Annotated in this window: 19 protein-coding genes and 4 pseudogenes; 8 read left to right on the top strand and 15 right to left on the bottom strand. The window is 39.9% G+C overall.

All coding sequences use genetic code 11. From position 1 onward, the window contains the following. Nucleotides 1-195: 195 nt before the first annotated feature. Nucleotides 196-703 (bottom strand): annotated as a pseudogene (locus tag QWZ07_RS26270) (recombinase family protein). A gap of 127 nt (nt 704-830) precedes the next feature. Here QWZ07_RS26270 and QWZ07_RS26265 point away from each other — a divergent pair. Both QWZ07_RS26265 and QWZ07_RS26260 read left to right on the top strand, forming a co-directional pair. Beyond that, entirely contained in the window at nt 831-1,091 is a 261-nt protein-coding gene (locus QWZ07_RS26265; protein WP_192854456.1) for a type II toxin-antitoxin system Phd/YefM family antitoxin, read from the top strand. After that, nucleotides 1,091-1,393, top strand: coding sequence for a type II toxin-antitoxin system RelE/ParE family toxin (locus tag QWZ07_RS26260; RefSeq protein ID WP_192854454.1), 303 nt, complete (start codon nt 1,091-1,093; stop codon nt 1,391-1,393). Before QWZ07_RS26265 ends, QWZ07_RS26260 begins: the two co-directional genes overlap by 1 nt. 3 nt (nt 1,394-1,396) lie before the next feature. On the opposite strand, the pseudogene QWZ07_RS26255 reads toward QWZ07_RS26260, so the two are convergent. The 3 genes and pseudogenes from QWZ07_RS26255 to QWZ07_RS26245 form a co-directional block, all read right to left on the bottom strand. Continuing rightward, nucleotides 1,397-1,902, bottom strand: a pseudogene (locus QWZ07_RS26255) (recombinase family protein). Nucleotides 1,903-2,038: 136 nt separating this feature from the next. Continuing rightward, nucleotides 2,039-2,953, bottom strand: a complete 915-nt coding sequence (locus QWZ07_RS26250; RefSeq protein ID WP_171388188.1) for an AAA family ATPase — start codon at nt 2,951-2,953, stop codon at nt 2,039-2,041. Continuing rightward, complete coding sequence (locus QWZ07_RS26245; RefSeq protein ID WP_192854453.1) at nt 2,950-3,975, bottom strand: DNA mismatch repair protein; 1,026 nt, start codon at nt 3,973-3,975, stop codon at nt 2,950-2,952. The genes QWZ07_RS26250 and QWZ07_RS26245 overlap by 4 nt, the downstream gene beginning before the upstream one ends. A 3,141-nt stretch (nt 3,976-7,116) precedes the next feature. Here QWZ07_RS26245 and QWZ07_RS26445 point away from each other — a divergent pair. Further along, nucleotides 7,117-7,574: pseudogene (locus tag QWZ07_RS26445) on the top strand (metal-dependent hydrolase). Nucleotides 7,575-7,692: 118 nt separating this feature from the next. Here QWZ07_RS26445 and QWZ07_RS26235 read toward each other — a convergent pair. The 3 genes from QWZ07_RS26235 to tnpA all read right to left on the bottom strand — a co-directional run bounded on the left by QWZ07_RS26235 (nt 7,693) and on the right by tnpA (nt 10,120). Next, nucleotides 7,693-8,121, bottom strand: coding sequence for a GNAT family N-acetyltransferase (locus QWZ07_RS26235; protein ID WP_192854451.1), 429 nt, complete (start codon nt 8,119-8,121; stop codon nt 7,693-7,695). Nucleotides 8,122-8,212: 91 nt separating this feature from the next. Further along, a complete protein-coding gene (locus QWZ07_RS26230) occupies nt 8,213-9,364 on the bottom strand; it encodes an opine metallophore biosynthesis dehydrogenase (RefSeq protein WP_225998595.1) in 1,152 nt (383 codons plus the stop codon). Between the two features lie 318 nt (nt 9,365-9,682). Beyond that, nucleotides 9,683-10,120, bottom strand: coding sequence for an IS200/IS605 family transposase (gene tnpA / locus QWZ07_RS26225; protein ID WP_192854770.1), 438 nt, complete (start codon nt 10,118-10,120; stop codon nt 9,683-9,685). A 469-nt stretch (nt 10,121-10,589) separates the two neighbouring features. Between tnpA and tnaA the strand changes: the two genes are divergently transcribed. Then, complete coding sequence (gene tnaA, locus QWZ07_RS26220) at nt 10,590-12,005, top strand: tryptophanase (protein ID WP_192854049.1); 1,416 nt, start codon at nt 10,590-10,592, stop codon at nt 12,003-12,005. 68 nt (nt 12,006-12,073) lie between these two features. Here tnaA and QWZ07_RS26215 read toward each other — a convergent pair whose 3' ends face one another. The 4 genes from QWZ07_RS26215 to QWZ07_RS26200 form a co-directional block, all read right to left on the bottom strand. Further along, nucleotides 12,074-12,706, bottom strand: a complete 633-nt coding sequence (locus QWZ07_RS26215) for a winged helix-turn-helix domain-containing protein (RefSeq protein ID WP_192854046.1) — start codon at nt 12,704-12,706, stop codon at nt 12,074-12,076. 115 nt (nt 12,707-12,821) lie between these two features. After that, on the bottom strand, nt 12,822-12,998 hold the full coding sequence (locus QWZ07_RS26210) for a hypothetical protein (protein WP_192854045.1): 177 nt from the start codon (nt 12,996-12,998) through the stop codon (nt 12,822-12,824). A 608-nt stretch (nt 12,999-13,606) separates the two neighbouring features. Further along, a complete protein-coding gene (locus QWZ07_RS26205; RefSeq protein ID WP_192854044.1) occupies nt 13,607-14,680 on the bottom strand; it encodes a ParB family protein in 1,074 nt (357 codons plus the stop codon). Further along, nucleotides 14,680-15,879, bottom strand: a complete 1,200-nt coding sequence (locus QWZ07_RS26200; protein WP_108167740.1) for a ParA family protein — start codon at nt 15,877-15,879, stop codon at nt 14,680-14,682. Before QWZ07_RS26200 ends, QWZ07_RS26205 begins: the two co-directional genes overlap by 1 nt. Nucleotides 15,880-16,116: 237 nt before the next feature. On the opposite strand from QWZ07_RS26200, the gene QWZ07_RS26195 reads away from it, so the two are divergent. From QWZ07_RS26195 to QWZ07_RS26180, 4 genes are all read left to right on the top strand, one after another. Beyond that, a complete protein-coding gene (locus QWZ07_RS26195; RefSeq protein WP_192854043.1) occupies nt 16,117-17,247 on the top strand; it encodes a carbohydrate porin in 1,131 nt (376 codons plus the stop codon). Nucleotides 17,248-17,410: 163 nt separating this feature from the next. After that, nucleotides 17,411-18,667 carry a phosphoadenosine phosphosulfate reductase gene (locus QWZ07_RS26190; RefSeq protein ID WP_171388193.1) on the top strand — a complete coding sequence of 419 codons (1,257 nt, stop codon included), beginning with the start codon at nt 17,411-17,413 and terminating at the stop codon, nt 18,665-18,667. Beyond that, nucleotides 18,657-19,295 carry an IbrB-like domain-containing protein gene (locus tag QWZ07_RS26185; RefSeq protein WP_171388194.1) on the top strand — a complete coding sequence of 213 codons (639 nt, stop codon included), beginning with the start codon at nt 18,657-18,659 and terminating at the stop codon, nt 19,293-19,295. The genes QWZ07_RS26190 and QWZ07_RS26185 overlap by 11 nt, the downstream gene beginning before the upstream one ends. A gap of 217 nt (nt 19,296-19,512) precedes the next feature. After that, on the top strand, nt 19,513-20,811 hold the full coding sequence (locus tag QWZ07_RS26180; protein ID WP_192854042.1) for an aromatic amino acid transporter: 1,299 nt from the start codon (nt 19,513-19,515) through the stop codon (nt 20,809-20,811). A gap of 492 nt (nt 20,812-21,303) precedes the next feature. On the opposite strand, the pseudogene QWZ07_RS26535 reads toward QWZ07_RS26180, so the two are convergent. The 4 genes and pseudogenes from QWZ07_RS26535 to QWZ07_RS26165 form a co-directional block, all read right to left on the bottom strand. Next, nucleotides 21,304-21,521, bottom strand: a pseudogene (locus QWZ07_RS26535) (IS110 family transposase); the annotation flags it as partial. A 77-nt stretch (nt 21,522-21,598) separates the two neighbouring features. Beyond that, nucleotides 21,599-22,432, bottom strand: a complete 834-nt coding sequence (locus QWZ07_RS26175) for a DMT family transporter (RefSeq protein ID WP_171750929.1) — start codon at nt 22,430-22,432, stop codon at nt 21,599-21,601. Nucleotides 22,433-22,442: 10 nt separating this feature from the next. Further along, the gene (locus QWZ07_RS26170; RefSeq protein WP_192854041.1) at nt 22,443-23,717 is read right to left on the bottom strand and encodes an opine metallophore biosynthesis dehydrogenase; all 1,275 of its coding nucleotides are present in this window, start codon (nt 23,715-23,717) and stop codon (nt 22,443-22,445) included. Beyond that, nucleotides 23,714-24,502 (bottom strand): nicotianamine synthase family protein, encoded by a 789-nt coding sequence (locus QWZ07_RS26165; protein WP_171750927.1) that lies wholly within the window; start codon nt 24,500-24,502, stop codon nt 23,714-23,716. Before QWZ07_RS26165 ends, QWZ07_RS26170 begins: the two co-directional genes overlap by 4 nt. Between the last annotated feature and the right edge of the window lie 9 nt (nt 24,503-24,511).

The raw sequence follows: 24,511 nt of genomic DNA, 5'->3' as shown, positions 1-24,511 counted from the left end.
TTATTTAATCTCCTTTTCAGAAAAATTACGCTCACTTCTTCCGAACATTAAATTAACGTTCGGAATCAGAAATACGTGAATCCGGAAGATTAAAATTATTTAATTTTCAAATACTCTTATTAATAATAATTACTCAATAATTTATAAATTTATGCTCGTTTGTTATTTCACTACCCAATCCTTCAATCTAGTACCTTAATAAAAAGTTGTGCGACTGCACCCTAACTCTTTACTGAGCGTATGCTTATTCATCCCTTGCTCTGCAAGCTCTTGAATGCGTTGTTGAAACTGCTTATTAGGAAATCGTCCGAGGTGTGCGAGCTCGCTCCCTACCCTCGTTACAGCGCTGTAAGATGCGTTTTCTTTCCATCTCTGCGAACACCGAAATGGTGGTATAGATAACCTGGCCCACATCACTGTTGATGTCCAATTCTCCTAGATCAATGAAAAACCAAACCTGCGTTCTTTTGCGCTAGCTGATGCAATTTGCAATGCATCGATAGTATTACGAGCAATACGGTCGACTTTAGTAACGTGAATGACGTCCCTTCCCTCACAAAGTCCAACAACAGACTAAGCTGTTATCTATAGGAGGATTTACCACTCGCCTGTTCTTGGTAAATTTTTTCACAGCCTATGGCTTTAAGCTGTTCAAGTTGAACGTTTGGTCTTGAGTACTAACACAGGCATAACTGATTTTCATAAAACGAACCTTAAAGTGAACATTAAGATACCTTTATGTACATTGTGTCATATTACCTCCAATCACAGAATCATACAAATTGGTTAAATCGTTCGATTCGCTTATAATGAACGAAAAGGAGAGTGTTATGCAATCACTTACAGCTAATACAGCTAAAACCAAATTTGGCGATTTGTTGATGAAAGTTCAACGTGAACCCATACAAATCAATAAGAACGGCTCACCAGTTGCGGTGATGATGTCTTGTGAAGAATATGAGCAACTTGAAGCTCTGAAATTGATGGTTGTTAAATCACGCTTCGAACAAGCAGAAGCCGATGCTCTATCAGATAACCTAGTTGACGGTAACGACTTCATGAATGCACTTGACCAAGGTAAATTTGATTAATGATGCACTATAAGCTTTCTTCTGCAGCGCAATCTGATCTCATTGAGATTCGTCGCTATACATTAGAGCGAAGGGGGCAAACACAATGGACTACTTACTTTTCAGAACTAAAGCAATCTATGGAATTACTGGCGAACAACAAGTTGCTCGGCATAGAAGTTTTTGAACTGGGCCAAAACTACTTCCGGTTTCCTTTAAAGCACCATGTAATTTATTACATCCAGAAACAAGAGCACATAGTTATTGCAGCCGTTCTGAGTAAACACATATCTCCAGCTAAGCACTTTTCACAAATCTCTTAACCCTCAAGCTAATTTAAGGGTTAACTTGCGTTGCTTAATATAGTCACTCAGCGTACTCGGCGCTTCATCGAACAATTTTTCTGTGGGACTAATCCCCAAGCCCATCTTTAAGTACTTCCTTCGCTCTCATCGAGATAAACTCACGCTCTATTTCTGCCGTAAGTCCTAGCACCGTAGCGGTTATGCAAGATTGCATTAAACCATCCAGTGGTAAGTTATGTTTAGCTATATAAACATTGATCTTCTTTTCCATACGCACTTCAAGTACCTCAAGCACTTGTAACATCGAACGAGCAATTCGAATGACTTCAATAAACACGATGTAATCTCCGTTCGTCATACCCTCGACTAACTTACGTTACCGCCATTTTTTTCTTTCCTGTCACCACATCTTCAACAAACACTATATTACCTATCCCAACTTTATTGGTGTCGTCATAGATACCTTGCTTTTGATTTGCCACATCTAGGCTGTCTGAGGAGACTCTTAAATACGCGTAGTTCGCCATGCTTTCTCCTTAAGTAAAAGCGATCCAAACTGAACAAGCTGAGCGAAAAAATTGAACGAGTAACAGAGAGTGCGAACAGTGTCAGATAAGAAAACAGCACCGGATGTCGGTGCTGTTTCAAAGTGTGATAGGTTACTTACAAGACGTCTCTAAGATTTTTTCGCTCTTCAATTTCTTTTTGCTCTGGAATAGTTCCGGGCAGTGTGATTTTTTTTGGGTTTTGCTTAATGCTTTGCGCTGAGCGAGCAGGCTTAGACGCCTTGGATTTTAAACTGAATACCTGTGGATTAATAGTGAGGCTTTGTCTCACTTCAACCGCAAACTCTTGATTTTCATTTTCAGGTAAATAATTGCTCTTAAGATATTTAATCGACAAAGATTCTTTGTTTCTCTTTAACGTAAACAAGCACTTTGTTAGTCGCATTACCGATGTTAAACCTGCGCCTGATGCCATGGTAATTTCTTGGTTACCGCGGATCTCATCTTTATTTACATGATGGACAAGCAACAAACTGGCACCTGATTCACTGGCAAGGCTCTGAAAAACATTTTTGATTAAGCGATCGTGTTTTACCTCTTCACAACGGCCTATTGATTCCGTCACCGTATCCACTATCACTAAGTCGAATTCCGAGAAGGTTTGCTTGAGTTGTGCTAAATACTGCTTATGTTCTGCCTGTTCTTGTGCAGAGCTATCTGGCGGGATCACTATCGGTTCAATATCGGTTAGAAAGTGGAGATTATTTTTTAGCTCTGACTTAATAGTGGCAGTGCAATTAGTCAGCTTTTCTTTCATGCGAGATTGAATCACGCCAACTCCGTCTTCTGAACTCAATACCAAAGTTTTTGCGGGTTTTCCGGCCGCGCTCATCCCGAGTAAAGACATTGAAGAAGCGTGTTCCATTGCAATACACAATGCTAGATGAGACTTACCGACATTAGGAGCAGCAATCAACATGCCTACATGTCCTTTAAGTAAACCTTTCAGGCTGAAGCTTAGGTTTTGACTTGCAGATGAAGACATCAAGCTATCAAGAGATTGAGTGTTCATGATCCACCCTCCCCTATATAAAATATCTGTATACCATTACCTACATCGCGAAATTGAAGGCTAAAGTCTTTTTCGATTTGTACGGCATTAGCCAACAAATCTTTTCTGAGATCACTACGGAAGCTATGGCTGACTTTTGAAGCAATAGATTGAATGTAGCTATCGAGTGCCCACTCAAACTTCTTGTTGTGTAAGAATTCAGCTTTATGCGTAGTAATGTATTTTAAGAATGAACGAACCGACGGTTTACTGTAGTTGGTCATTTTGTGTTGTTCTAATCGATAGTAGTAACCATGGTCGCGTATTGCTTGCAGTAAACGCATATCTGGCACTAAGAACACGTGGTTAGTGAGGTTCTTACTGTTCTTACGACCTGTTTTGAATTTACTTCGATCACAATAAAATCGGTAATCTTGAACAAACTCTAACGGCTTTTTGCTGACTACATTCTGCTCTTCATCAAGTTCATTTATCACCAAGTGAGCCGTTGCTAACTGAGTAATACGACGCTCTATTTGATCATAGTTCGCGCGAGTGGTCGCCATACCCATTCGGGTTGCTAACTCATACATACTCATTGACAGAACAGTCGCATCTCGATCAATAAATGAATCGAAACCATCTTGTTGAGTATCAGAGATATCACCGTCCGTTATGGTTTGGTATACCTGAGACCAGGTTAAACGTGAGCCAGCATCATAAGAATTGTCGTCCAATTGAATAGTTTGGGCATAGGCCAGCATGGTTTCTAAGATATCTCGATGTGGTTGAAGTAGGTAATCAACATGCAGATCAACTCTGAAGTTTTTTCCATAACTGTTAATATTCACGCTTTCTAATGGATAGTTAGGATCAGTCCCCCCGCTTTGTGCAATCTCAATGAGTTTGGATTGCATTGTGGATGTTAAGCGTGAAGCTGGATGAAAGATGGTAGCTCTCGAAAATAAAATGGATGAGATAAACCGATTTTTACGGTCTTCTTCATTAATAACCGTCAAACTAGAGCTAGATGTTGAAGTCATGATCATTACCTAATAACGCGATAGTATTATTCTAACAGATAACCTTACTTACCTCACCAACTTCGGTAGATGTCTATATGATTTCGTTAAATATCTATAGTACATCACATAAATTATGTATAAATATCGGTAAATAACCACTTACTTCGGTAAATGTTTACTTGAGTGTTAAGGATCAAACTAACTATTGGATTAATAATCGAGCCTATTTTTTGATCGTTTTTTAGACAACTTTGCCTAATAACCATAAATTATGATCTCCCCTATCTTCTAGATCGGTTAATGTTAACAGTTAAACTCTTTAATTCGGCAAATGTTTATATGTTTGATCGTTTAATATCAATATATATTCGGTAAATATTGATATACCTTCGGTGAATATCTATATTATTTCGGCAAATGTTTATATTTTTAGGCGGGTACTAAGAAACTAGAACCTTTAGGATCTAGTTTTATAACAATACCAACTTCACTTAGGTTCAGTCGGTGACTTAATGAGCAACGTCAAATCTCTAGGGAGCTTTGACGTTGCTCATTAAGTAAGTGTTAACACTCTAACAATCTTATTTGATCCATTAATTTTTTTGTTATGTACTTGCATCTTAGGGGATTACTACTCTGATCGTTGTAGGTATTCACCAATGATATAAAATAAATGGGGGAAAACTAAGTTTTTAGCTTGGTAAAAATAGTAAGTAACAGTGTCACATTATCTAGATGGAAACACGTTATGTGGATCATTAACAATCAATGATCCACATAACGTGTTTCCGTCAAGTTGTGATCGTAAAGAAACCAGTTTGCTGTCAGATAATTACTGGAGTGTACAATTTAGGTAGGGAGATGAAATACATTGCAAAATGGTCCCAAGACAACAAAGTACATTCAGAAGATTATAAGCCTTGGAGGAGGCTCAACTTGATAAAGGTGGATTTCTTGGCTGATTATCTTCTTGATACTCAAGCTTTACTTCGATGATACGTATAAACTGACTAGAAAGCACAGATAGTACGTAAATGTTTATTATCTTCCAAAGTGTGGTTAATGGCGTCAAGCAAGGACTACTTCTTCTATCTTTTTGGCCTATTGTCACGTCTTTTTCACAGCTAATTAACTTAGTAAGCGATGTAAGTTAGACACAGCAAAACCTTGATTTGGTTTATGGTAGTGGGTGCTTGGTGATTTACAGATGTTAGGAATGGGAAGAAGGTCAACGCGTGTTGATTAATGTTTTCCTTATATGGATTAGTTTATTTGGGTTCAGTGCTGCTTACGCCAATGATTGGGGGATGAGTATCCCTTGAGAAGAAGCTGAGTTGCTTCCGTCAGAAATCAAGTCTTACGAATCCCCTACTTAAGTGCTACCCAGAGAAGAGTAAGCTTGGTGCTGGCATGAAATTCAATATCGATGAATATGACCCAGAAGGATGGCTTGAAGCCACAAAGCATTACATTGGGGTTATTGGCAAGATGCCGTTTTACTCGACAACTGAACAATCTTGCGAGCGGAATGGGAGTATCAACGTCGTATCGCCACAGTTACCTCAGTAGCAAGCAAGCTATCAATCGATAGAAACTAATGGGGCTTTATCTCTTTTTGGTGGTGATGTGTGAAGCTACATATACCGATTGGATTGTATATATCGGAGCATTCTGATAATCCATTTAGGTTTAAACCGATCACTGATTCCCGCTGTTTTTCAAGCAAGTTGTCGTTTTTTTACAATTCAGTAACACTAATGGTTACGCTGCACTTTTTAGGGTCAAGTACACCTCATAGATATAACACCAGTCTCTTGTTTGCCGATTCTGCCTGGATGAGCCAATTGAGTCTGGCGGTAGATTTATATACGCTGACGGAGAGTCTCGTTATCCTCGCTGCAGTGTCTCTGTTGAGGTGTTATATACTTTATGCTCATTATTTACCAATCTACAAAGTTATCCATCCAACATTGAGCTTCTTCAATGGAAGATAACCCATCAAGTGGCCAAGAAGGGCAATACTTTATTGGTTTAAACAACGACTCTAAGTATGGGTTGTCATTGCTTACTCAAGGCCTAGAGTAAGATCTACTACTCCAAGGGCATACATCTTTGCAAGTATAGTGTAGCTTCTCATAGGAGCACCGTTGTCAGAGTGCAGTACTCCTATGAACGCACCTTTCTCGCCATATTGTCCTTTGGAGTAACTCTGCTTCCTATTCCCCCAACTCCAGACCTGATTTGGTTTGCAGGCTTTTTGTATCTTTGGTGCGAGTTCGTTTGCTTAGCTGATTGGTTTTAATACTCGATAAAATTTTGACTTGGAAGAAATATAAATACCTTTGTCAGCCAACATTGGAACTATGATATTTGTTGGTAAATCTGCATACTTTGGAGCATGGCAGGTATCTAAGATCTGCTGTCTTTCTGTTTCTGATTGCTTGTTGTGAGGTTCATTTTTATGAAGGTGTTGTCGCTGTCGTCTGAGATTTCTCCTGTATTCTGTGTCCAGCGCTGAAACGTTCGTATGGACAATCCAATGGGTAGTGCAAGCTGTTGTCTTTGTTGTCCCCTTACGTACAGCTTCGTCAACAATAGTGACAATTTTAAGCCGCTCTGGAATAGGAATCAGTCTTCCTCGCTGGTTTCCCTGAGGGCATTGAACTTTTCCCGCAGAATCAGGTAAGAAAGCCGTTTCAGTGCGTGATTTCTCTTTACGTGCTAATTCTTTTGTCTAGAGTTTTTATTTTTCGGCTATATTCACGTAGTCGCTTATTTTCTTTGTGTGATAATGAGGAGGCCGATGTTGTACTCTGTGCCTTGATTGATAGTGTTCGCCAGGCTTTAACGTCATCGACAAATAACCCTTTAGCTTACAGTATTCAGCCAACTCTCGTTCAGACATTGTTGCAGTCTCAATTACGATGAAAAATCGCTGCTCTGTTGAATAATCAGTTGTGTTATTTTCTAATGACGATTCTGTTGATAATAGACCGCTTTCAACAAGTTCATTTATCCACTTAGATACCATGGAAGGACTCACTTCTAATTCTTTAGTAATTAGGAATGAGTCCAATTATACGGTGGTACCAACCAAGTTTGACCTTTACCTTCAAAAACTCGCTTTCCTCTCCGCTCTACTTCCGATACTTATTCACAATTAAATGGCTCAATCACACATTAATTGTTGGCGCTATTTGCGCTGTAATTTCACCGCCTCATTGTGTTGAAGGTGTAACTGCCCCCAATTGGTTTGAATACGTGCTTAAGCTTGGTAATAGACACATCAAGCATCGAGGCTCTACGCATGTATTTACTCATGGTTACTCGCTGCCCTCGCCTTTATTTCGGTTTAGGATTCCTACGGGATCGGGATGGCATTTGCTTGGGGCGGCGCTAGCCATATCTTGATTGATGTGATGACAGTGTCTGGGGTGCCTTTCTAGCCTTACAGCGACAGAAGTTTTTATTTGTTTGGAGGAATATTTCGGACAGGCTACCCAATTGAATATGCTATTTCGGCCGGAGGGGTGATGGTGTGTACTACCCTCTCCCACCTTACTTGTGGGACTGGTTTTCACCTTTTCTTTTTTGATTGGGGATGCATGTATCAATAAGGTGTGATTGAGGCGCTTGAATGGAAAGCTAATCGTTTTAGACTAATTTAAATACGGGAAAAGTTGTCAATGCTCAGGCTGAGCATTGACAACTTTTCCCGTATTTTGAAAGATAATATTAGTGGGTTGATTTGTGTTTTTTCCAATAATCAAAACTATTGAGTAGTGCTAGTTCAATACCTTGTCCGTGATATTGACACGATACATAGAACCGTTCGATATAAGCATAGAAAGATGGAGCTCGTTGTTGGATTACTGGCTTTTTTTTAGGATAATGAACACTGATTATTAGGTAGCCTACTATTTGTTTCTTTTTTGTTTCAGCGACAAAAAAATAAATGTTTTTATTCTCGATCTTTTCTTTCATCAAGGATTCGGTGAAAAGTAAGTCAATAATTCTTAGATTACTTAAGTTGTAATCATTCAAGCTGTATTCGTTTTGCTCTCTGTTGTAATGCCTAATTTTACTGTGGCTGCCTGCCAGCTGTTCATGACATAGAGCATTGATAGAGGATATGTCGTTGATAGTTGCTCTTCTTATTCGCACCTTAATCTCCTTTTCCTTCGTTACTTCTTGTGAAGCAAAACAGTAAAATGCTAAGCAAACACCTTCTATGCTTATAGTAATTAAGGATAATTTATTGGCTGATAGAAGGTGTCGCATAAACGTAGTATTCATAAGCGCGTTGTTTTAAGGCTTGGATTAATGTACTGGGTAGGTTTCTTTCTTTTACCCAAGATTCAAACACTTCTATTGATTTAAAGGTGATAGAAGAAACAAGGCTAGATTGTTGAACTAAGTGATTAAGCCAGTAAAGTGTCTGCAAATCTTCTAATGGTGCTCTAGGTAGTTGTAGTCGTCCTTGCCTAACCTTTCCCTTGAGATAAGGTTTAGCTGAAACCTCAAAAGTGTTTTTTTTTGTGTTGGATTCTGAAAAAGGGTCTGGGTCTATCAGTATTGTGCTATATCGGACATAGAGTAGGTACTCTTGCTCCATCTCACTAAGTTCATTGAAAGAATCTATTTTATTCCTTGGAATTGTAACCTCATGTATAGGGAAGTTTTCATCATTGAGCAACTGAAGCAAGTTGATTGGTTCCGCTGAGTAATGCTCTAGTAGTCGAGAAATTGATTTCCAATGATGTAGTAATTCTTTGATCAACCCCATGGTGATAGGGCCTTCGGGATAGAGCTTGTACATATATTTAATGTCTTCTTCGTTTGAAATAATATGATCTAAAGAAAACGTATTGATTAAAAAAGCAGGATGTACATAAGTTGCGATGTTTCTGCCTTCTACACTAAATGGGTTATCAAATAGGATGACTTGAACTTCAACTTTTTCTAAGGCGTTTCTTAAAGCATTAAACAATACATCATTGGGTTCGGAGAGATAAATATACACCCTTTTTTTCACAGTTTTAGTCGTGACAGTAAGGGGGTGTTGTGTTGTTGGATTATATGAAAAATGAGACGTTGCAAAGTAGCTAGAAAAAAGAATGATATTTGGAGATGCCCCTTTCTTTTTTAACATCCCTTTTAGAATAAGACACCCACCGATCATGGATGACATAAGGATGATTTGCTTTAGATTTTTTAAGCAGAGTTCAGAAAAAGAAGCCAGCACATCACAATAAGCGTGAGCGGGAGTCGCTAGGACTAACGTATCCCAGGAAGAGGGAAGGGGAGATAAGTCTGTATAAAGCTCATCAAATTTAATAAGACCAACTAGTGGTGCTAATTGTGGATTACTTACTTCACAGTTAGCAACGTTTTCGTGCTGTCGCATTAGTCTTTTTCTATTCTCCCATTGATGAGAACTTTTGCTTATGAGAGCTATTTTTTTTGCTAAAAGGAGAAATAATCTGACTGGTTTGAATGCCGGCGGGTCCTGCGCCTACAACTAATGTATTGCCTAGAATCATAATAAAATCGCTATCTCTATTTTACCAGAAAGGTATCTTTATTTTCTTTATCAATACCATGATTTTCTATAGTAAGACTATAGAGAATATATCTTTTATTTAATTATTATTATTAAAAAAATATCCGCCTTCTTAGAAGGCGGTTTTGCTTTATAACCCCCTAGAAGGGGGCGTCCACGCTATCAGTTCTTCAATAACTGCAGTTGTTGTTCATACTCTATGTCCTGTTTATCTTGGTGTCGGACATATCGTCGAATGACTTCTTCATTCACACCGACCGTATCTACAAAATACCCTCTAGCCCAAAAGTGATTTCCCCATAGTTTCTTACGTATATGTGGAAATTTATTGAAAAGTCTAATTGCTGTCCGGCCCTTTAAAACTCCTAACAAACTCGAGATCGACAACTTGGGAGGAATAATGACAACAAGATGAACATGATCTGGTTGAACATTTAACTCTAAAACCTCGCAGTCTTTCATATTGCACAAAATATAAATTGAACGATAAAGCTCCTTTCCAACCTTATCTTTCAAAATCTTATATCTATACTTTGGAGTCCAAACTATATGGTATTTGCAACGCCAATAGACATGTGATGAACTTCTGTAATCGCCCATGTGGTTGTTTCCTCTTACTTGTGGTGAATAAGAGGTTACTTCTAACATGGGCACTTCTTCAGGCTATAGCCTAGAGGAACAATCACCACCGCCCTAGGCGGTGGTTTTGAGGAGCCAATAAAAATTAATGACTTAGCTTTACTCTCCTTCTTGCCAATTGTGCGTGAATTTGAATATTTTCTTTCTTGGGAAATCGAAATTTTTTGGCCTCTCCAGTTCCATTTTTTACTTAATATACCTTGTTTATTAATAGTTAATTTACGCTGAAATTAATATCCAAACCCATTTTTTGGGTTAATTTTAATGAGGTTGGATTGAGAAAAGCTAGAAGCGCCTTAATCCGTAATTAATCAGGGTGGAATGTACTGACTACAGAGTTTTAGTTATGCCTTCCCCAAGCACTCATTTAATAATAAAAATGTCTGGAGAAATAACTATGTCAGTAAGTAGCAATAATCAAGAACATCCGATGGATTCACACTATTTGCCGGAGCCTTATCGAATCAGGGTTATTGAACCAGTTAAAAGAACAACGGAGCGAGAACGAGAGCAGGCGCTGATGAAAGCAGGGTACAACCCTTTTTTATTAGAGAGTGACGATGTGTTTATCGATTTGCTGACTGATAGTGGTACAGGTGCAGTGACGCAAGCCATGCAGTCTGCAATGTTGAGAGGTGATGAGTCGTACAGTGGCAGTCGAAGCTACAGGACACTTAGTCAAGCGGTAAAAAATATTTTTGGTTATAAGTTTACCATCCCCACACACCAAGGGCGGGGAGCTGAACAGCTATATGTCCCCGCTTTGATCAATAAATGTGAGCGAGATAAGGGGCTAGAACGAAACAAAATGGCTGCATTTTCAAATTACTTTTTTGATACCACACAAGGGCACACCCAACACAATAACTGTCGAGTGATCAATGTGCCTTTACCTGAAGCTTTTAATACTAAAATTAAAGCAGACTTTAAAGGTAACTTTGATTTGAAAGCGCTCGCAGCTGGAATCGAAGAGGTTGGAGCTAAAAACGTGCCTTATATTGTGAGTACGATTACTTGCAATTCTGCAGGTGGCCAGCCAGTCTCTATTGGAAATCTTAAGGCTGTTTATGAATTAGCGAAATCTTATGATATCCCTGTTGTTATGGATTGCGCCCGCTTTGCTGAGAATGCTTATTTTATTAAGCAGCGTGAAGTAGGTTATTCAGAGTGGAGTATTCAAGAGATCACTAGAGAAGTGTTTAAATATGCCGATATTTTTGCTATGTCAGCAAAAAAAGATGCAATGGTTCCTATTGGGGGGCTACTCGCTTTCAAAGACGATAGCTTCTTAGATGTGCAGTTGGAATGCAAAACGTTATGTGTGTTATTGGAGGGCTTTCCAACATATGGAGGCCTCGAAGGTGGGGCGATGGAACGTTTGGCTGTTGGGCTTTATGATGGAATGGAAGAAGACTGGTTAGCGTCACGTTTGCAGCAAGTCGAATATTTAGTTAATGGCTTAGAAGCGTTAGGGGTTCGTTGCCAGCAAGCGGGTGGGCATGCTGCCTTTGTTGATGCTGGTGCATTATTACCTAATATTTTACCAGAACAGTTTCCGGGACATGCTTTGTCTTGTGAGCTTTATAAGGTGGCAGGAATTCGAGGTGCAGAAATCGGTTCTTTATTACTAGGGTGTGATCCTGAAACAGGAAAGCAGCTTCCTTGCCCAGCTGAATTGTTTCGTTTAGCTATTCCCAGAGCAACCTATACACAGGCCCACCTTGATTACATTATTGCCGCTTTTAAAGAAGTAAAGAAGCGTGCTTCATCGATTGCAGGTTTAAAGTTTACTTATGAGCCTAAGGTATTGAGACACTTTAACGCTACATTTGAACCTGCACTTTAAGTCGTGCCCCTTTGCAGACAGCAAAGGGGCTGTTTCTCTTTTTCTGAAAAATTAAAGAGTAATGAGGGTTATGGGTTAGCGTGATAGCTTTCTAGGGGCTGATAAACTAAGTTGTTTTGAGAGGCTAAGATGATGAATTTTAGTTCATCTTTTTTAGCTAGGCAGATTTGGCTCGATTGCTTATTGACGTTGACGTTGACGATGTCAAATGTGTGCCAAAAGTAGAAATAGCTGATTATTAGTACAGAGAGGGTAGTAGAAGATAAGACAACAAGAGCCCATTGATAGAGTCTTAGGTAGTTATTGGATGTTCTTTTGAAATGGTTAGAATGAAGTGATTTTATCGGTTTGGGTGGGTCTAGAGAAGTTTCAAACTCAGGGATATGGAGCTTGTAACCTTTTCTTGGAACATTAACGATTTTTATACTATCAAGTTCTAATACTTTTCTGAGGTTGGTAATAGCGACTGGCAAAGAGTTAGGGCCGATGATATCCGGGTTACCCCATGCAGCAATGACTAACTCTTCTTTAGTCGAGATAGATTCTTCTTTTTGGATCAGAGTTTCTAATATGCAGCTTTCAGGCAGGGTGATTGAAAATGATTTTTGATTACTGAGAATGAGTTGAGCCCCCGATTCGTCTCTTTGCAATACGCAATTACCTATAGGTAGTTTTACGTTGTCCAATTGTGCTCTTAACATAGCATTTCTCCATATTCCTAGGGGGGGTTATTAGGTTATATCTAGACTTAATATAATGGTTCATATTTTGAATTGAAGTGTAAGTTTTTTAAAAAATGAAATTGTGCCACCAATTTTATATTAAGCTAAAGGTGAGATCTTTACCTCTTTTTTCTTCTAAGTAGATTTGCATCCAACGCCAGTCTTTATCCTTACAGGCTTTAAAGGTGCAATGAATATTTTTACCCTCAACGAGATCGTTGTCGCAGAAGTCGATAAATGATTGGAAAGAACGGCATATAAGTGTCTCCATACCCCAAAACTCCTTTTGAGAATGTATTCATATCGTACCCTTTCAATTTATAGTTATACATTCTGAATTTTTAATAAAAAATGATTATTAATAAACGTTTTTAACTATTAGTTTATACTGATTTATATTATTTATATTATTTATATAGGATAGAATCCTTCAAAAGAGCCGTCCTTATCGGTTTTTAGTCACTTCCCTCGTAAAATCTTTTGGGATAGCGTGTTTGTCGATGTTCTCAACCCGAAAGTAGCATTATTTTGCTTTTCTTCCCCAGTTTGTAGCGCAAGAATCGTAAATATAGATTGTTTTAGGGTGGGATTAACTCAAGGTCTTTGAGTTCATTTATTAGCCATAAATTAATGGTTTTTGTGTCAGGTTTTAACCACCATTTAAACGTTGGCTCACCTCGAGTCAAGCACTCTGCACTTAGCCAATTTTTTGGATATAAAGGATGAAGTCATGCTAAGTCTAATAATGAAGTTCCCCAAACCTATTTTGTTATTAATGGCTTAGTCGTGTTACTTGTAGTCATCCTATTTTTTTGTAGGATTCTAGTGATTATAGAGAAGGAGAAAGGCTCCGAGGAAATAGAGCCTTTTTTGAGAGGGTTACTGATGTTTACCTAGTATTGATTGGATAGCTTCATCAAGTTCAGCTTGAACATCCTTGGATAATCGCCCAAATTCATACGAGAAGTTACGGCCTTTCACTCTTTTACGTGCGAACATACCTTTGCTGTCGAATTCAGCTAACAAAGTCACGGTAGCTTTGTCTGATTGTTGTTTGGTTTCAACAATCTTTAACTCAGTTTTAATACAAGTAATCAGCTCGTCTTTGGCGTCTTCTTGGCTCTGCTCAGGCTGAGCATTGACAGCTTTACTGGTTATTTTTTTTATGAAATTACTCAAAGCTTTATTATCATTGGTAAAGGCTTTCATCACTTTAGCTAGCAGTGAATAATCAGTATGAGACAAGTCGTTAACGACAGGGAATAGTGCAATCAATTTACTGTCAATACTGGCTGCTTTTAGCGCTCGACCTACTGCTTGGCGGCTTATATTTAAGATTTTTGCCGTATCCTCTTGAGTGAGTTCGCCGTTCTTCATGAGAGTTTGACACTGTAATCCAATTTCGCGCTGGTTGTGCTCTTTTGCGGTTTGCAACTGTTTTGCTAGTGCTTTGGCATCGGCAGTAGACAGTTCGTCTTGGGTGACGAGAATTCGAAATGTTTTTACGCGGCCTTCTTGAAATAAGAACCAAGCACGGCGGCGAGAGCCATCGAGCACATCGATACGACCATCTATTTCGCGACCAACAGCAGGGTAAAACTGTTGAAACTCTAACGAGTTTAAATCTTCCAATGACTCTTTGGTTAGCAAAGATTGGTCACGGCCATTAACATCAAAAGTCACAAAAGAGTTCTGCTTAACTTGATCGTGTGACAATGTCACTTCGTTAAAGGTCGCTGTTGAACCAGAAGCTAGTTGCCAAACCATTTTTTGGCCAACGGACTCTAATCCGAATGTCGCTCTAAGGTAATCTTCAGCGTTTTGTCCACTTTTTTCTAGCTCGGTGCTGAGTTGATTTGTGAGTGTTTCTAAATTAGCTTTGGCCGCGGACTGTTGTGCTTGCGCTGAACCAGGAGCATTGCCTAGAGGGCTACCGCCACGTTTTTTCGCCATTATTTGTTCTCCTGTTCACGCCAAACGTTGAGAAGATCGCGCAAGATCTGGCTTGTCACTTCATAGCTGTTTTGTTGCGCGCTTTGGAAGGTTGCTTTGCTTTTCGGGTATTCACTTTTGGACAGGTCAAACACGGTCGAGAGTAGGGAAGATGACTGGCGGACAGCTTCGCTGTGCTTAAACTCTTTAGAGTACAAGTAAGGAGAGAACTGATCGTACAGGTTATTCATTAATTCGGTCGTGGTTGAGCTATCACGATGGTTAGTAAGTAGTATTTTCATGAAGTCGTAGCCTTCATGGTTTGCGTTCTCTAACAGCGCCCACACTTGTGGAATGTAACTGAAGTAAGAGCAGGTAGCATCAATGTCATTCTCTGTAATCGACAAAGGGAACACTACATTCGTTGCGGCAAAATACGCGTTAAAAGTCGCATAGCCGAGCGAAGGTGGGGTATCGATAATGATGATATCGAACTCGTCTTTAACGTTATCTATGATGTCTTTTAGTAGTGAATAAGGTGAAGCTAAGGTTTGGCCGAACACTTGCTCATGAAACCAACCTTCCATCGCCCGATCACTTTGTGCTGCAGGTAAAATGCGTAAGTTTGGGATAGTCGTTTCAAGAAAGGCTTCAGAGATAACTTGTTCAACGGTTTCACCTTCATCAAGATCGAAGGTTTTCATCATTAGATCACCAACAGACAAGTTACCTTCTTGCTCGGCTTCGGGGGCGTAATACATTGAAAGTGTGGCTTGGCCATCCATATCTATTAAACCAATACGGTACTCTTGGTGAAACTCGGTCGCTAAACCTGATGCGATAGTTGCGGCAGAAACGGTTTTGCCCACCCCGCCTTTTTGGTTCTGGATAACCATCACTTGCGTTTTTTGCTGCTCACTGCGTATAAACTTATCGTCTTTACGTAGATTATTTGGCAGTAGGTTACGTACCTTGTACATTTCCGCGATATCGATCGACCATTGGGAGTCTTCATGACGACGAGGATCTATCTCAGCGGCAGTAACGTACCGATCAAGCGTTTTTGCATCAATGCCAAGGTAGGTTGATGCCTCTGCTCGGGTGAAGTTACGCAACTCTTTGCGGTGATTAGCCAGTAAACGTTGATTGCGACGTTGAATATAAGCGTCTGCACCGGTTTTAAGCGCTTGAAACGTGGTTGTAGTGTGTTGGTTTTCCATTTCTGCCTCCATATAGGAATGAGAAATAGTATATACCTCATTTTTTGATGTTGGTATCTAAAATTGAGGGATTTTTTTGTTTTAACAAATGAGTATGACAAATCAATAAAGCAGAACACTTAAATTATTTATTAATTACAAGTATTCATTTTCCAAATCCGTATCAATAATCAACTGAATAACAATAAAGTTGAGCTGAGTCGTACAACCCCATGACAACAACAGGAAGTTATTGATATGAGAGATAAAGTCCCATTTAAGGAGAAAGCCAAGCGTTTTTGGTTAACGCTTGTCGGTGCTGGCGTTTTTATCACACCAACGTGGACGAGTGCTGCTGAAGAGAAGGCTCTAAAGGGTGCGGTGGATTACTATGTGTTTGGTTTAACGTCGAGTGAAAACTTGTCGGATCAGGAGAGCAGCGCAGCGGCTGGCATAGCACGCATTACATTAAATTGGCTTGCATACCAAAAAGAGAGTGATACTGGAGCTTTGCAGCTGAGGGTCGATCATAAGCACGGTTATACAGATAGTACGCCCTCTGAGTTTGTCATGGGTAATGTCGGAGGGTTTGGTTTAATCCAACCCGCTTTTAGTGATATAGGTTTAAGGTTAACGAATCTTTATTGGACACAAACCTTTAATAAACAATCTACCGATATGATGGTTGGTTTTTTAGATACGACTGATTATGTTGATACTTATCAGTTGGGTAACCCTTACTATGGTTTTTCTAACTTACAGTTTAGTACCGGTTCTGGTTCCATCCCAATCCCAGATGAATCAACATTCGGCGGCGTTCTACGCCATATGATGTCGGAAAATTATTATTTTTATGCAAGTTTCTCTGATGCAAAAGCTGATTCGACTAAGCCTTTCGATGGTGTTGAACAGTTCATTAATGATAATCAATACTTTAAGTCCCTAGAAATAGGTTGGGTGGAGTCGAAAGACGATTTTTATTTGAAGAATTCACACCTAACCGTTTGGCACAGCGATGGGCGAAAAGAGCAAGCTAGCGAAAACTATGGCGCAAATTGGTCGTCCATATATAAAACGGGCTCATGGATACCATTTTTCAGAGCCGGTGTCGCGCAAGGACCTGAGGCTCTATACAAATCTTCTGTCGTGTTGGGCTCCGGATATAGTGGGGTAGGGCCTGGTCTGCTTGGTGTTGCTGTTGGTTGGGCTAAACCGAATAGCCCTAGGGTAGTGGACGAATCTTATAACTCAGAAATTTATTACCGAATGAATTGGGGGCCGATTTCCCTAACCCCTAATGTGCAATATCTTTATTCTTTACCGAATAACTCAAAAGCTGATGACAGCTGGGTTGTTGGTTTAAGAGGTAATATTCACTTCAGTTTTTAATGTAAGCCAAGCCGCTCTTCCCTACACCACAAACGGAAGAGAGGCCCTTTTACTGTGAAGCTTTAAATCGGTGCTTAAAAATTACATTAATTACCAATAATTAATTTATAAAAGACACGGGATTTATATATTTTTATTTGAATATTAATAAATTGGCGGACCTATGATTACCAAGGGTAGAAGAAAAGGTTCCTTCTCTCGAGACAAGATTCAGCTGGATTACAATGTGCTCGAAGGAGCGCGCCAAAGAATATTGTACCTTCTCGATAACTTTAGCCACTTTTATGTCTCGTTTTCCGGTGGGAAAGATTCTGGTGTTCTTTTGAATTTAACTATCCAAGAATCAAAAAAACGTGGTCGATTACCTGTTGATGTACTCATTGTCGATTTCGAAGCCCAATACCATGAAACTCATGCTTTTATTGAGCGTATGGTACTTCGTGGTGAAGTAAATCCATACTGGGTTTGTTTACCGCTGAGCTTAAGAAATTCAATTTCACAATTTCAGCCTAAATGGCTTTGTTGGGATCCTGATAAGGAAGCGCAATGGGTCAGAGAGATACCACAACATGAAGGCGTGATTTCCGATCTGGAGTATTTCCCGTTTTTTAAAAAAGGTATGGAGTTTGAGGATTTCGTCTTTAAATTTGCTCGTTGGTACCAACAAAAGAAAGACTCGCCAATTGCTGTGCTCATTGGTATACGAGCGGATGAGTCTTTACATCGTTTTAAAACCATTAAAAATCGCGCCAAAAAGAAATTAGATGATAAATATTGGACGACTCAAATGCAGAGCGATGTCTACATGGCTTACCCTCTTTATGATTGGAGAACTCCAGATATTTGGATCGCTAACTCGCGCTTCAATTGGGATTACAACTGTATTTACGACTTAATGCATAAGGCTGGCGTTCCTCTTTCACAGCAACGGCTTTGCCAACCTTTTGGGGATGAGCAAAGAAAAGGGCTTTGGTTATATCAAATTTTGGAGCCTCATACCTGGCAAAAATTAGTAGCCAGAGTTGAAGGCTGTAACTTTGGCGCTCGGTATTCAAAAAATCAGGGCCGTATCCTTGGTTATTATCGCTTTGAATTACCACCGGGGCTTAGCTACCGGCAATACAGTAAATACCTTCTAAAAACTATGCCGCCACATGTTGAACAACACTATCGTGATCGAATTTTTAAATTCTTACAATGGTGGCGTAAAAACGGTCCTCAAAAAGGAGTGACCTGCATCCCCGATTACGCAGAGAGTAAATTGGAATCTAGGAAGCAAGTTCCTAGTTGGAGAAGAATTTGTAAAGTACTGATTAAAAATGATTATTGGTGCCGAGGACTCTCTTTTGGGTACAACAAGTCCTTAGCAAAGCAATACCATGCCCTCTATGGAGAAGAGAGTAATACTAATGAAAAGTGAGCCTATTCTAGCTTATCAGCATCGTCCCAAGAAGCCTTTGAAATCTATCAATCACTCGAACAAACAAGTAATTGATAAGGTAGCAATTTACAATAAAGCCGCCAAAGTACTCATCGAGCTTATTCCTGATTTACCGCCGGCTTGTCATGTTGAAATGCTTCCACTTGATGAAATAGAAGCTAACCAATACAACCCGAATAAAATGGCGCCTCCAGAAAGTAACCTCCTAAAAACGTCGATGGAGAAAAATGGCGTAACTATGCCTATTTTGGTCAATCGTTTAAAGAATGCAGCGAAAAAATACGTCGTTATCGATGGCTTCCATCGTTATCAATTACTGTTAAATAACCCAGAGTTACAAGCCTTAAAAGGTTATATCCCCGCAGTGGTACTTAATTTACCTGAAGAAAAGTGTATGTCGGCATCTGTTCGTCATAACCTTGCGCGAGGCTCCCATCAAGTAGAGCTCACTGCAGACCTTATCATTCAGCTTAAAGAAATGGGTTGGACGAATAACAAAATTTGTTACGAACTAGGGATGGACCAAGATGAGGTTTTACGATTGCAGCAGGTCACAGGCCTTGCAGCAGCCTTTAAAGATCAGGATTTCTCCCGCTCATGGGAATAATCCTTTAGTAAGATGAAAACCAAGACGAAATTTATTCTGTTTAAGTCTGATTATGTGCCTAATTTAGTCTGTAATTATTATTTTTTTCTAAGATTTAAGCGCTAGAGTCCAGATTCTAGCGCTTTTTTATAGTCATCCCTCAGAAGAAATTAGATAGAACGGATGGGGTGGTGATCATACATAAAAGCAATGTCGGACTAATGAAAGGTAACCACTTATGGATAGTACAAAACAGGTTATGGACAGTGCAAAACCAGCAATAACAACCAAGCCGCCCTCACTTATTGGAGGTGCTTGCATCGTCGCATGTATTTGCGTTGGTGCTGGTATGCTTGGGCTCCCAGCTGCTGGGGCTGGAGTTTGGACCATCGGGGCTTTAATGGCTTTGGTTTTCACCATGATTATCATGACAACCAGTGGTTGTTTATTGCTCGAAGTTTTAAAAGATTACCCTTACCGGTCATCTTTCTCTTCCATAACGAAAGATTTGTTAGGTAAAGAGGTTAATTTCTTTAATAACCTAATGATTTACTTTGTTGGGGGGATCTTGCTGTATGCCTATATCACCTCTTCAGGGCTAATTTTGAATGAATATTTTGGTATTGCCCCCCAACTAGCCTCCATCCTTTTCGTTTTTATCTTTTCCGGGCTAGTTTGGCATTCAACAAAAATGGTCGACCGTATTTCGATTGTGCTAATGCTTTTTATGATCATTAGCTTTAGCTTTGGCACCGTAGGCCTTTGGTTTAATGTTAATCTCAGTACTTTGCTTGATACTGCTCATTTGAAATTTGAGTATGCGCAATACGTTTGGGTCTTTTTCCCCATTGCCTTGACTGCGTTTGGGTACCACCATAGCGTCTCAACATTACGAGATTACTACCGTGAGGAAAGGCTCGCACAAAAAGCCATCATGGGTGGAACGTTCATCGCTCTTTTTACTTACACCGTTTGGTTAATGAGTATTTATGGGAACTTACCAAGAGTAAGTTTCGGACCTATCATTGCCGAAGGTGGCAATATAGATACCTTACTCATTAGCCTAAAAGCAGTATTAGCAGAAGAGACGTTATCAAATGTCATTAGCGCTTTTTCCGCGGCCGCTATTTTGTCGAGTTTTATAGGAGTTGGCTTGGGGGTATTCGATTTTTTAGCTGATTTATTCCAATTTGATGCCACTTCGAAAGGCAGAACCAAAACTTGGGCGGTCACATTTATTCCGCCGTTGATTTTCTCTCTTCTCTTTCCTTTCGGCTTTCTTGCTGCAATTGGTTATGCGGCGTCGGCCGCTGCAATTTGGGCATGTATAGTACCGGCCTTGTTAGCAAGGAAATCGAGGCTGCAAGTAACCTCTCACAATTTTGAGGAGAATGAAGAAGGTCATAAAAAATCAAAGCCTTACCAAGTACCGGGAGGAGAGTTGGTGTTGGTTGGTGTATTTATTTACGGTGTGGGCATCATTGTGATCAATATATTAGTTATGTTCGAAGCACTGCCCGTTTTTGAGGGAGTTTAACCTTAATTACTTAAGTGGCACACCGTGTCACTTAAGTACCCGCATTAAAACTGGTTTTGTTGCGTCATTCATTGAAACTAAATTCAGAACCTACGATCTGCTCAGCTACATTCACTCTCTCTCGTAGCCTTATTCCTAAAATTCTTCAAAAAACAACTAATTGGGATCAATATAACTAATCACTCATTAACCGTGGTTCTCTGACCTTTTAGATTGATGAAGATGCAGTATGGCTGGGCGCAAAGCAAGTTGTAACATATATCCGAACGCTTTCTAGGTCATCTGTGCGACCTGCGCCATGATGTATTCCGCTCCTTAGTGTCTATTCAAAGCCACGGTTTCAATGAACTTGTTACGTAATAAGATTGTCGTAAGGGTAGTTCATCGTTTTTCATCAGCTATTGTACTCAGTTGCGTATTCAATAAGTACCTTTTCAATTACATAGGCTTGAAAGGCGATTAACGTCGTATTCACAATCAGTGACTAAAACATGCCGAAAACTGCTGACCATTCTGAAATTTTTTCACCAGAACTAATTTCACTAACAATCGAAGCAGTTAAGATCGGGTCAAAGCTGGGGATATTCTTAATCGCCTTGTCACTCGGACTCTGTTGGCTCAGGTGTAGTGATGCACTGAATTTTGCCGCTAATGTTGATAAAGTCACAGTATAAGGTTTGCAGTAAGTTTCTCATTACGTGGGATAACTCAGTTAAATCAACCACCACGAAGGTTTATCTATTTGGGCTTGTTTTATATACAAGGAGCCATTAATTATTAAAGTGAGCTATTGTTTCTTCAAAGAAAGGTATATACATGCGAATACAATAGTGATGCTGCCTAATGCCGTCATCCAGCCTGGAATCTCATGCCAAAAAATAACCCCCCAAAGTAAGTTGAAGACCAGACCGATATAGCGGGTGACTGCAACCACTCCAGCATTTTCATGACTGAATGCTTTTGTTAAAAAAACTTGCCCAATCAGTGATACAACACCAATGGCAATCAGATAAATCCAGGTAAGGCCCTGTGGTATCACAAACTCATCTTTCATTAAGTAACCTGATACCAGCATAGCAGTGAAAAGAAAGTAGAAAACAATCTCGTAAATATGGTGGGTCTTGCTTAGGTGGCGAATAGTAATAGAGGCTGCCGCTGCGAAAAAAGCACTTGCTATCCCTGCTAGTGCGTAGAGGTTAAACGTGTCAAAGTTAAAAGGATTAACAATTAAAGCGACTCCGACTAAAACGAGAGGCAAAAGGAGCGCCGCTTTTCTAGGCAGCTTTTCGCCTAGAATCAGGCTGGAAAGCAATATAACGAAGAACGGGGACAGGTAAGCCAAAATGATGGCATCCGTTAGAGGCATGTGGGCAATGGTGTATACAAAAGCCAGCAGATAAAACGCCCCAAACAGACCTCGGAGCAGAAGCAATGGAATACCCGTGGTAGAAAACCTGATATTTGTTTGCCACATTAACCACGAAATCAGAACCGTTCCTATGGCGCTTCGAAAGAAGACAATTTCAGAGCTAGGAATCGTTAAGCTGGCCGCTTTAATAAGTGCGTTCATAACACTAAAAATAAAAGCAGAAAATATAGCTAACGTTACACCGTTACTCATGAGTCTCTCTCTAAAGCTCGTTTGCTCGGCGTACCCACTCGAGGTATTTTTGCGCTTGAGTGTGACATTCTTCAATCAAGAGGTTAGGGAGTTGAGACTCTCTTAACCAAGATTCGAACATGCCTAATACACGGTTGATGCTCGGTAATGCAATCCCATGTTCTATACCCAATACTTGAAGCCAGTAAAGAGTCTGTATATCTTCTCTGGGTATTCGAGGTAAATACAAGTCGCCTTCCTCTACCTTGCCTTTGGTGTAGGGCACGGCAGAGAAGTCGAAGTAGCATCCATTGGTATCCGGTTTAGAAAAAGGATCTATCAGAATCGCACTATATCGTACGTAAACTAAATATTCCTGCTCTATTGGTGTGAGCGACATGAATTGTTTAATTTGACTACGATGGATGGTTTCTGGATGCACAGGGTAGTTGTCATCATTGAGAAATTGTAACAAATTAAATGGTGTTCCGTTAAAGTGCAGCATCAATCTTGATATATCGCGCCATAGTTCAACCAAAGTGTGAATGGTTTCGGTTGTGATCGGCCCCTCAGGGAAAAGTTTGTACATGTACTTAACTTCTCTCGTCTCACTTAAGATATGATTGAGCGAGAATGGTGTAATGAAAAATGCGGGGTGAACGAAAGAGGTAATGTTTCGTCCCTCGACGCTAAATCCATTTTCCAACTCGACAACTGCGACACTGACATCTGCTAAAGTTTGAGCCAACAGATTCAGGACTGCACATTCAGCTTGACTGGAGTATGCATAAATACGTTTTTTTACTGCTTTTGTAATGACACGAACCCCAGCTTGTCCAGTTATGAATTTAGTGGCTGCAAAGTAATTGGAAAACACTAGCACATTAGGGGCTAAACTCAGCTCTGCAAAAATACCTTTTACAAGCTGGTGCCCTCCAAATAAGGATGAAATGAGAACCACTATTTTTATAGTGCTTAAACAAGATTTGGGTAAAGCTACCAGAACATCTGCATAAGCATGAGATGGTGTAACTATAACTAATGTATCCCATTCTCCACCTACTGCTCGTAAATCTTCAAAAATAGCATCAAATATCACTTGTCCAGCCAGTGGCTCCAAAGAGGGTTTTGCAGCAATAACATGTGCAATACTTTCGTTGTGTAAACTTTCGAACATGGCTTTCCAGCGCTCGGATGAGCGGTTTACTAACCCTAATTGTTCGCACTGGTTTTTAATGATTTTTGCTGTCTGAAATGCGGCTGGACCTGTGCCTACGATTAATACTTTTCCTAATGAAGCCGTCATTCTGCTCGCTCCATCAAAACGGTATCATATATAGCTGTATCGTTTGGGATCAGTTTTGTTCCCCATCCTTCAATGAGGTTAGGGTTAAAAGGGTAATTGAATGCGGATTTCAAACCGTTGCCAAACCGGACTAAGATACGGTGAGAGCGGTTAAGGTGGGGTTGAAGTTGCTTAAGTAGTTCCCATTTGTGTTCTACTAAAGATGCGATTACGACATGGGTTGGTCGAAAAGAGACGAACTCAGTAATTAGATCTTTGCAGCTAAAAGTGGTCGACAAGTGAGATAAGTCTAGTTGATTCGCCATCGTCACTGCTTGCTCATCAATATCGAGGCCATGAACTACAGCACCGGTAAACTGAGATATAGTGAATGCAGAAATCGGATACGAACCAGAGCCGATAAACAGCACTCGTGAGTTGTTTCCAATCCCTGCGTTCTTTAGTTCAATTTTGGTGTTTTCAGACAGTTGGTATAAATATTCACTGAGATTGAGCTGATGCTCTCTGGCACATTGGGATTGATGCTTCTCCAACATACACAAGGCTTTTATGGTAGTTTCACGAAGTTGTTTAATTCGACGGTCATGCTCAGGGGTAACCTCCAACTCTTTGCTAATGGCCTGAGGGTTTTCTTGCAAAATCCAAGAAGATAATTCATCCAGCTTCTCCTGCAAAAGGGCAAAACACTCACAATTTTCAAGACTGTAGTGCGTCAGAGCTTGGATCTGAGATTCAAATGTAGATATAGCGATTAATAATTGATAATGCCTGTTATTCATTGTCATAATAAATTC

The organism is Vibrio lentus (assembly GCF_030409755.1).
Lineage (GTDB): Bacteria > Pseudomonadota > Gammaproteobacteria > Enterobacterales > Vibrionaceae > Vibrio > Vibrio lentus.
The sequence above is the reverse complement of the archived record's forward strand: the minus strand, read 5'-3'. Positions and strand labels throughout refer to the sequence as shown.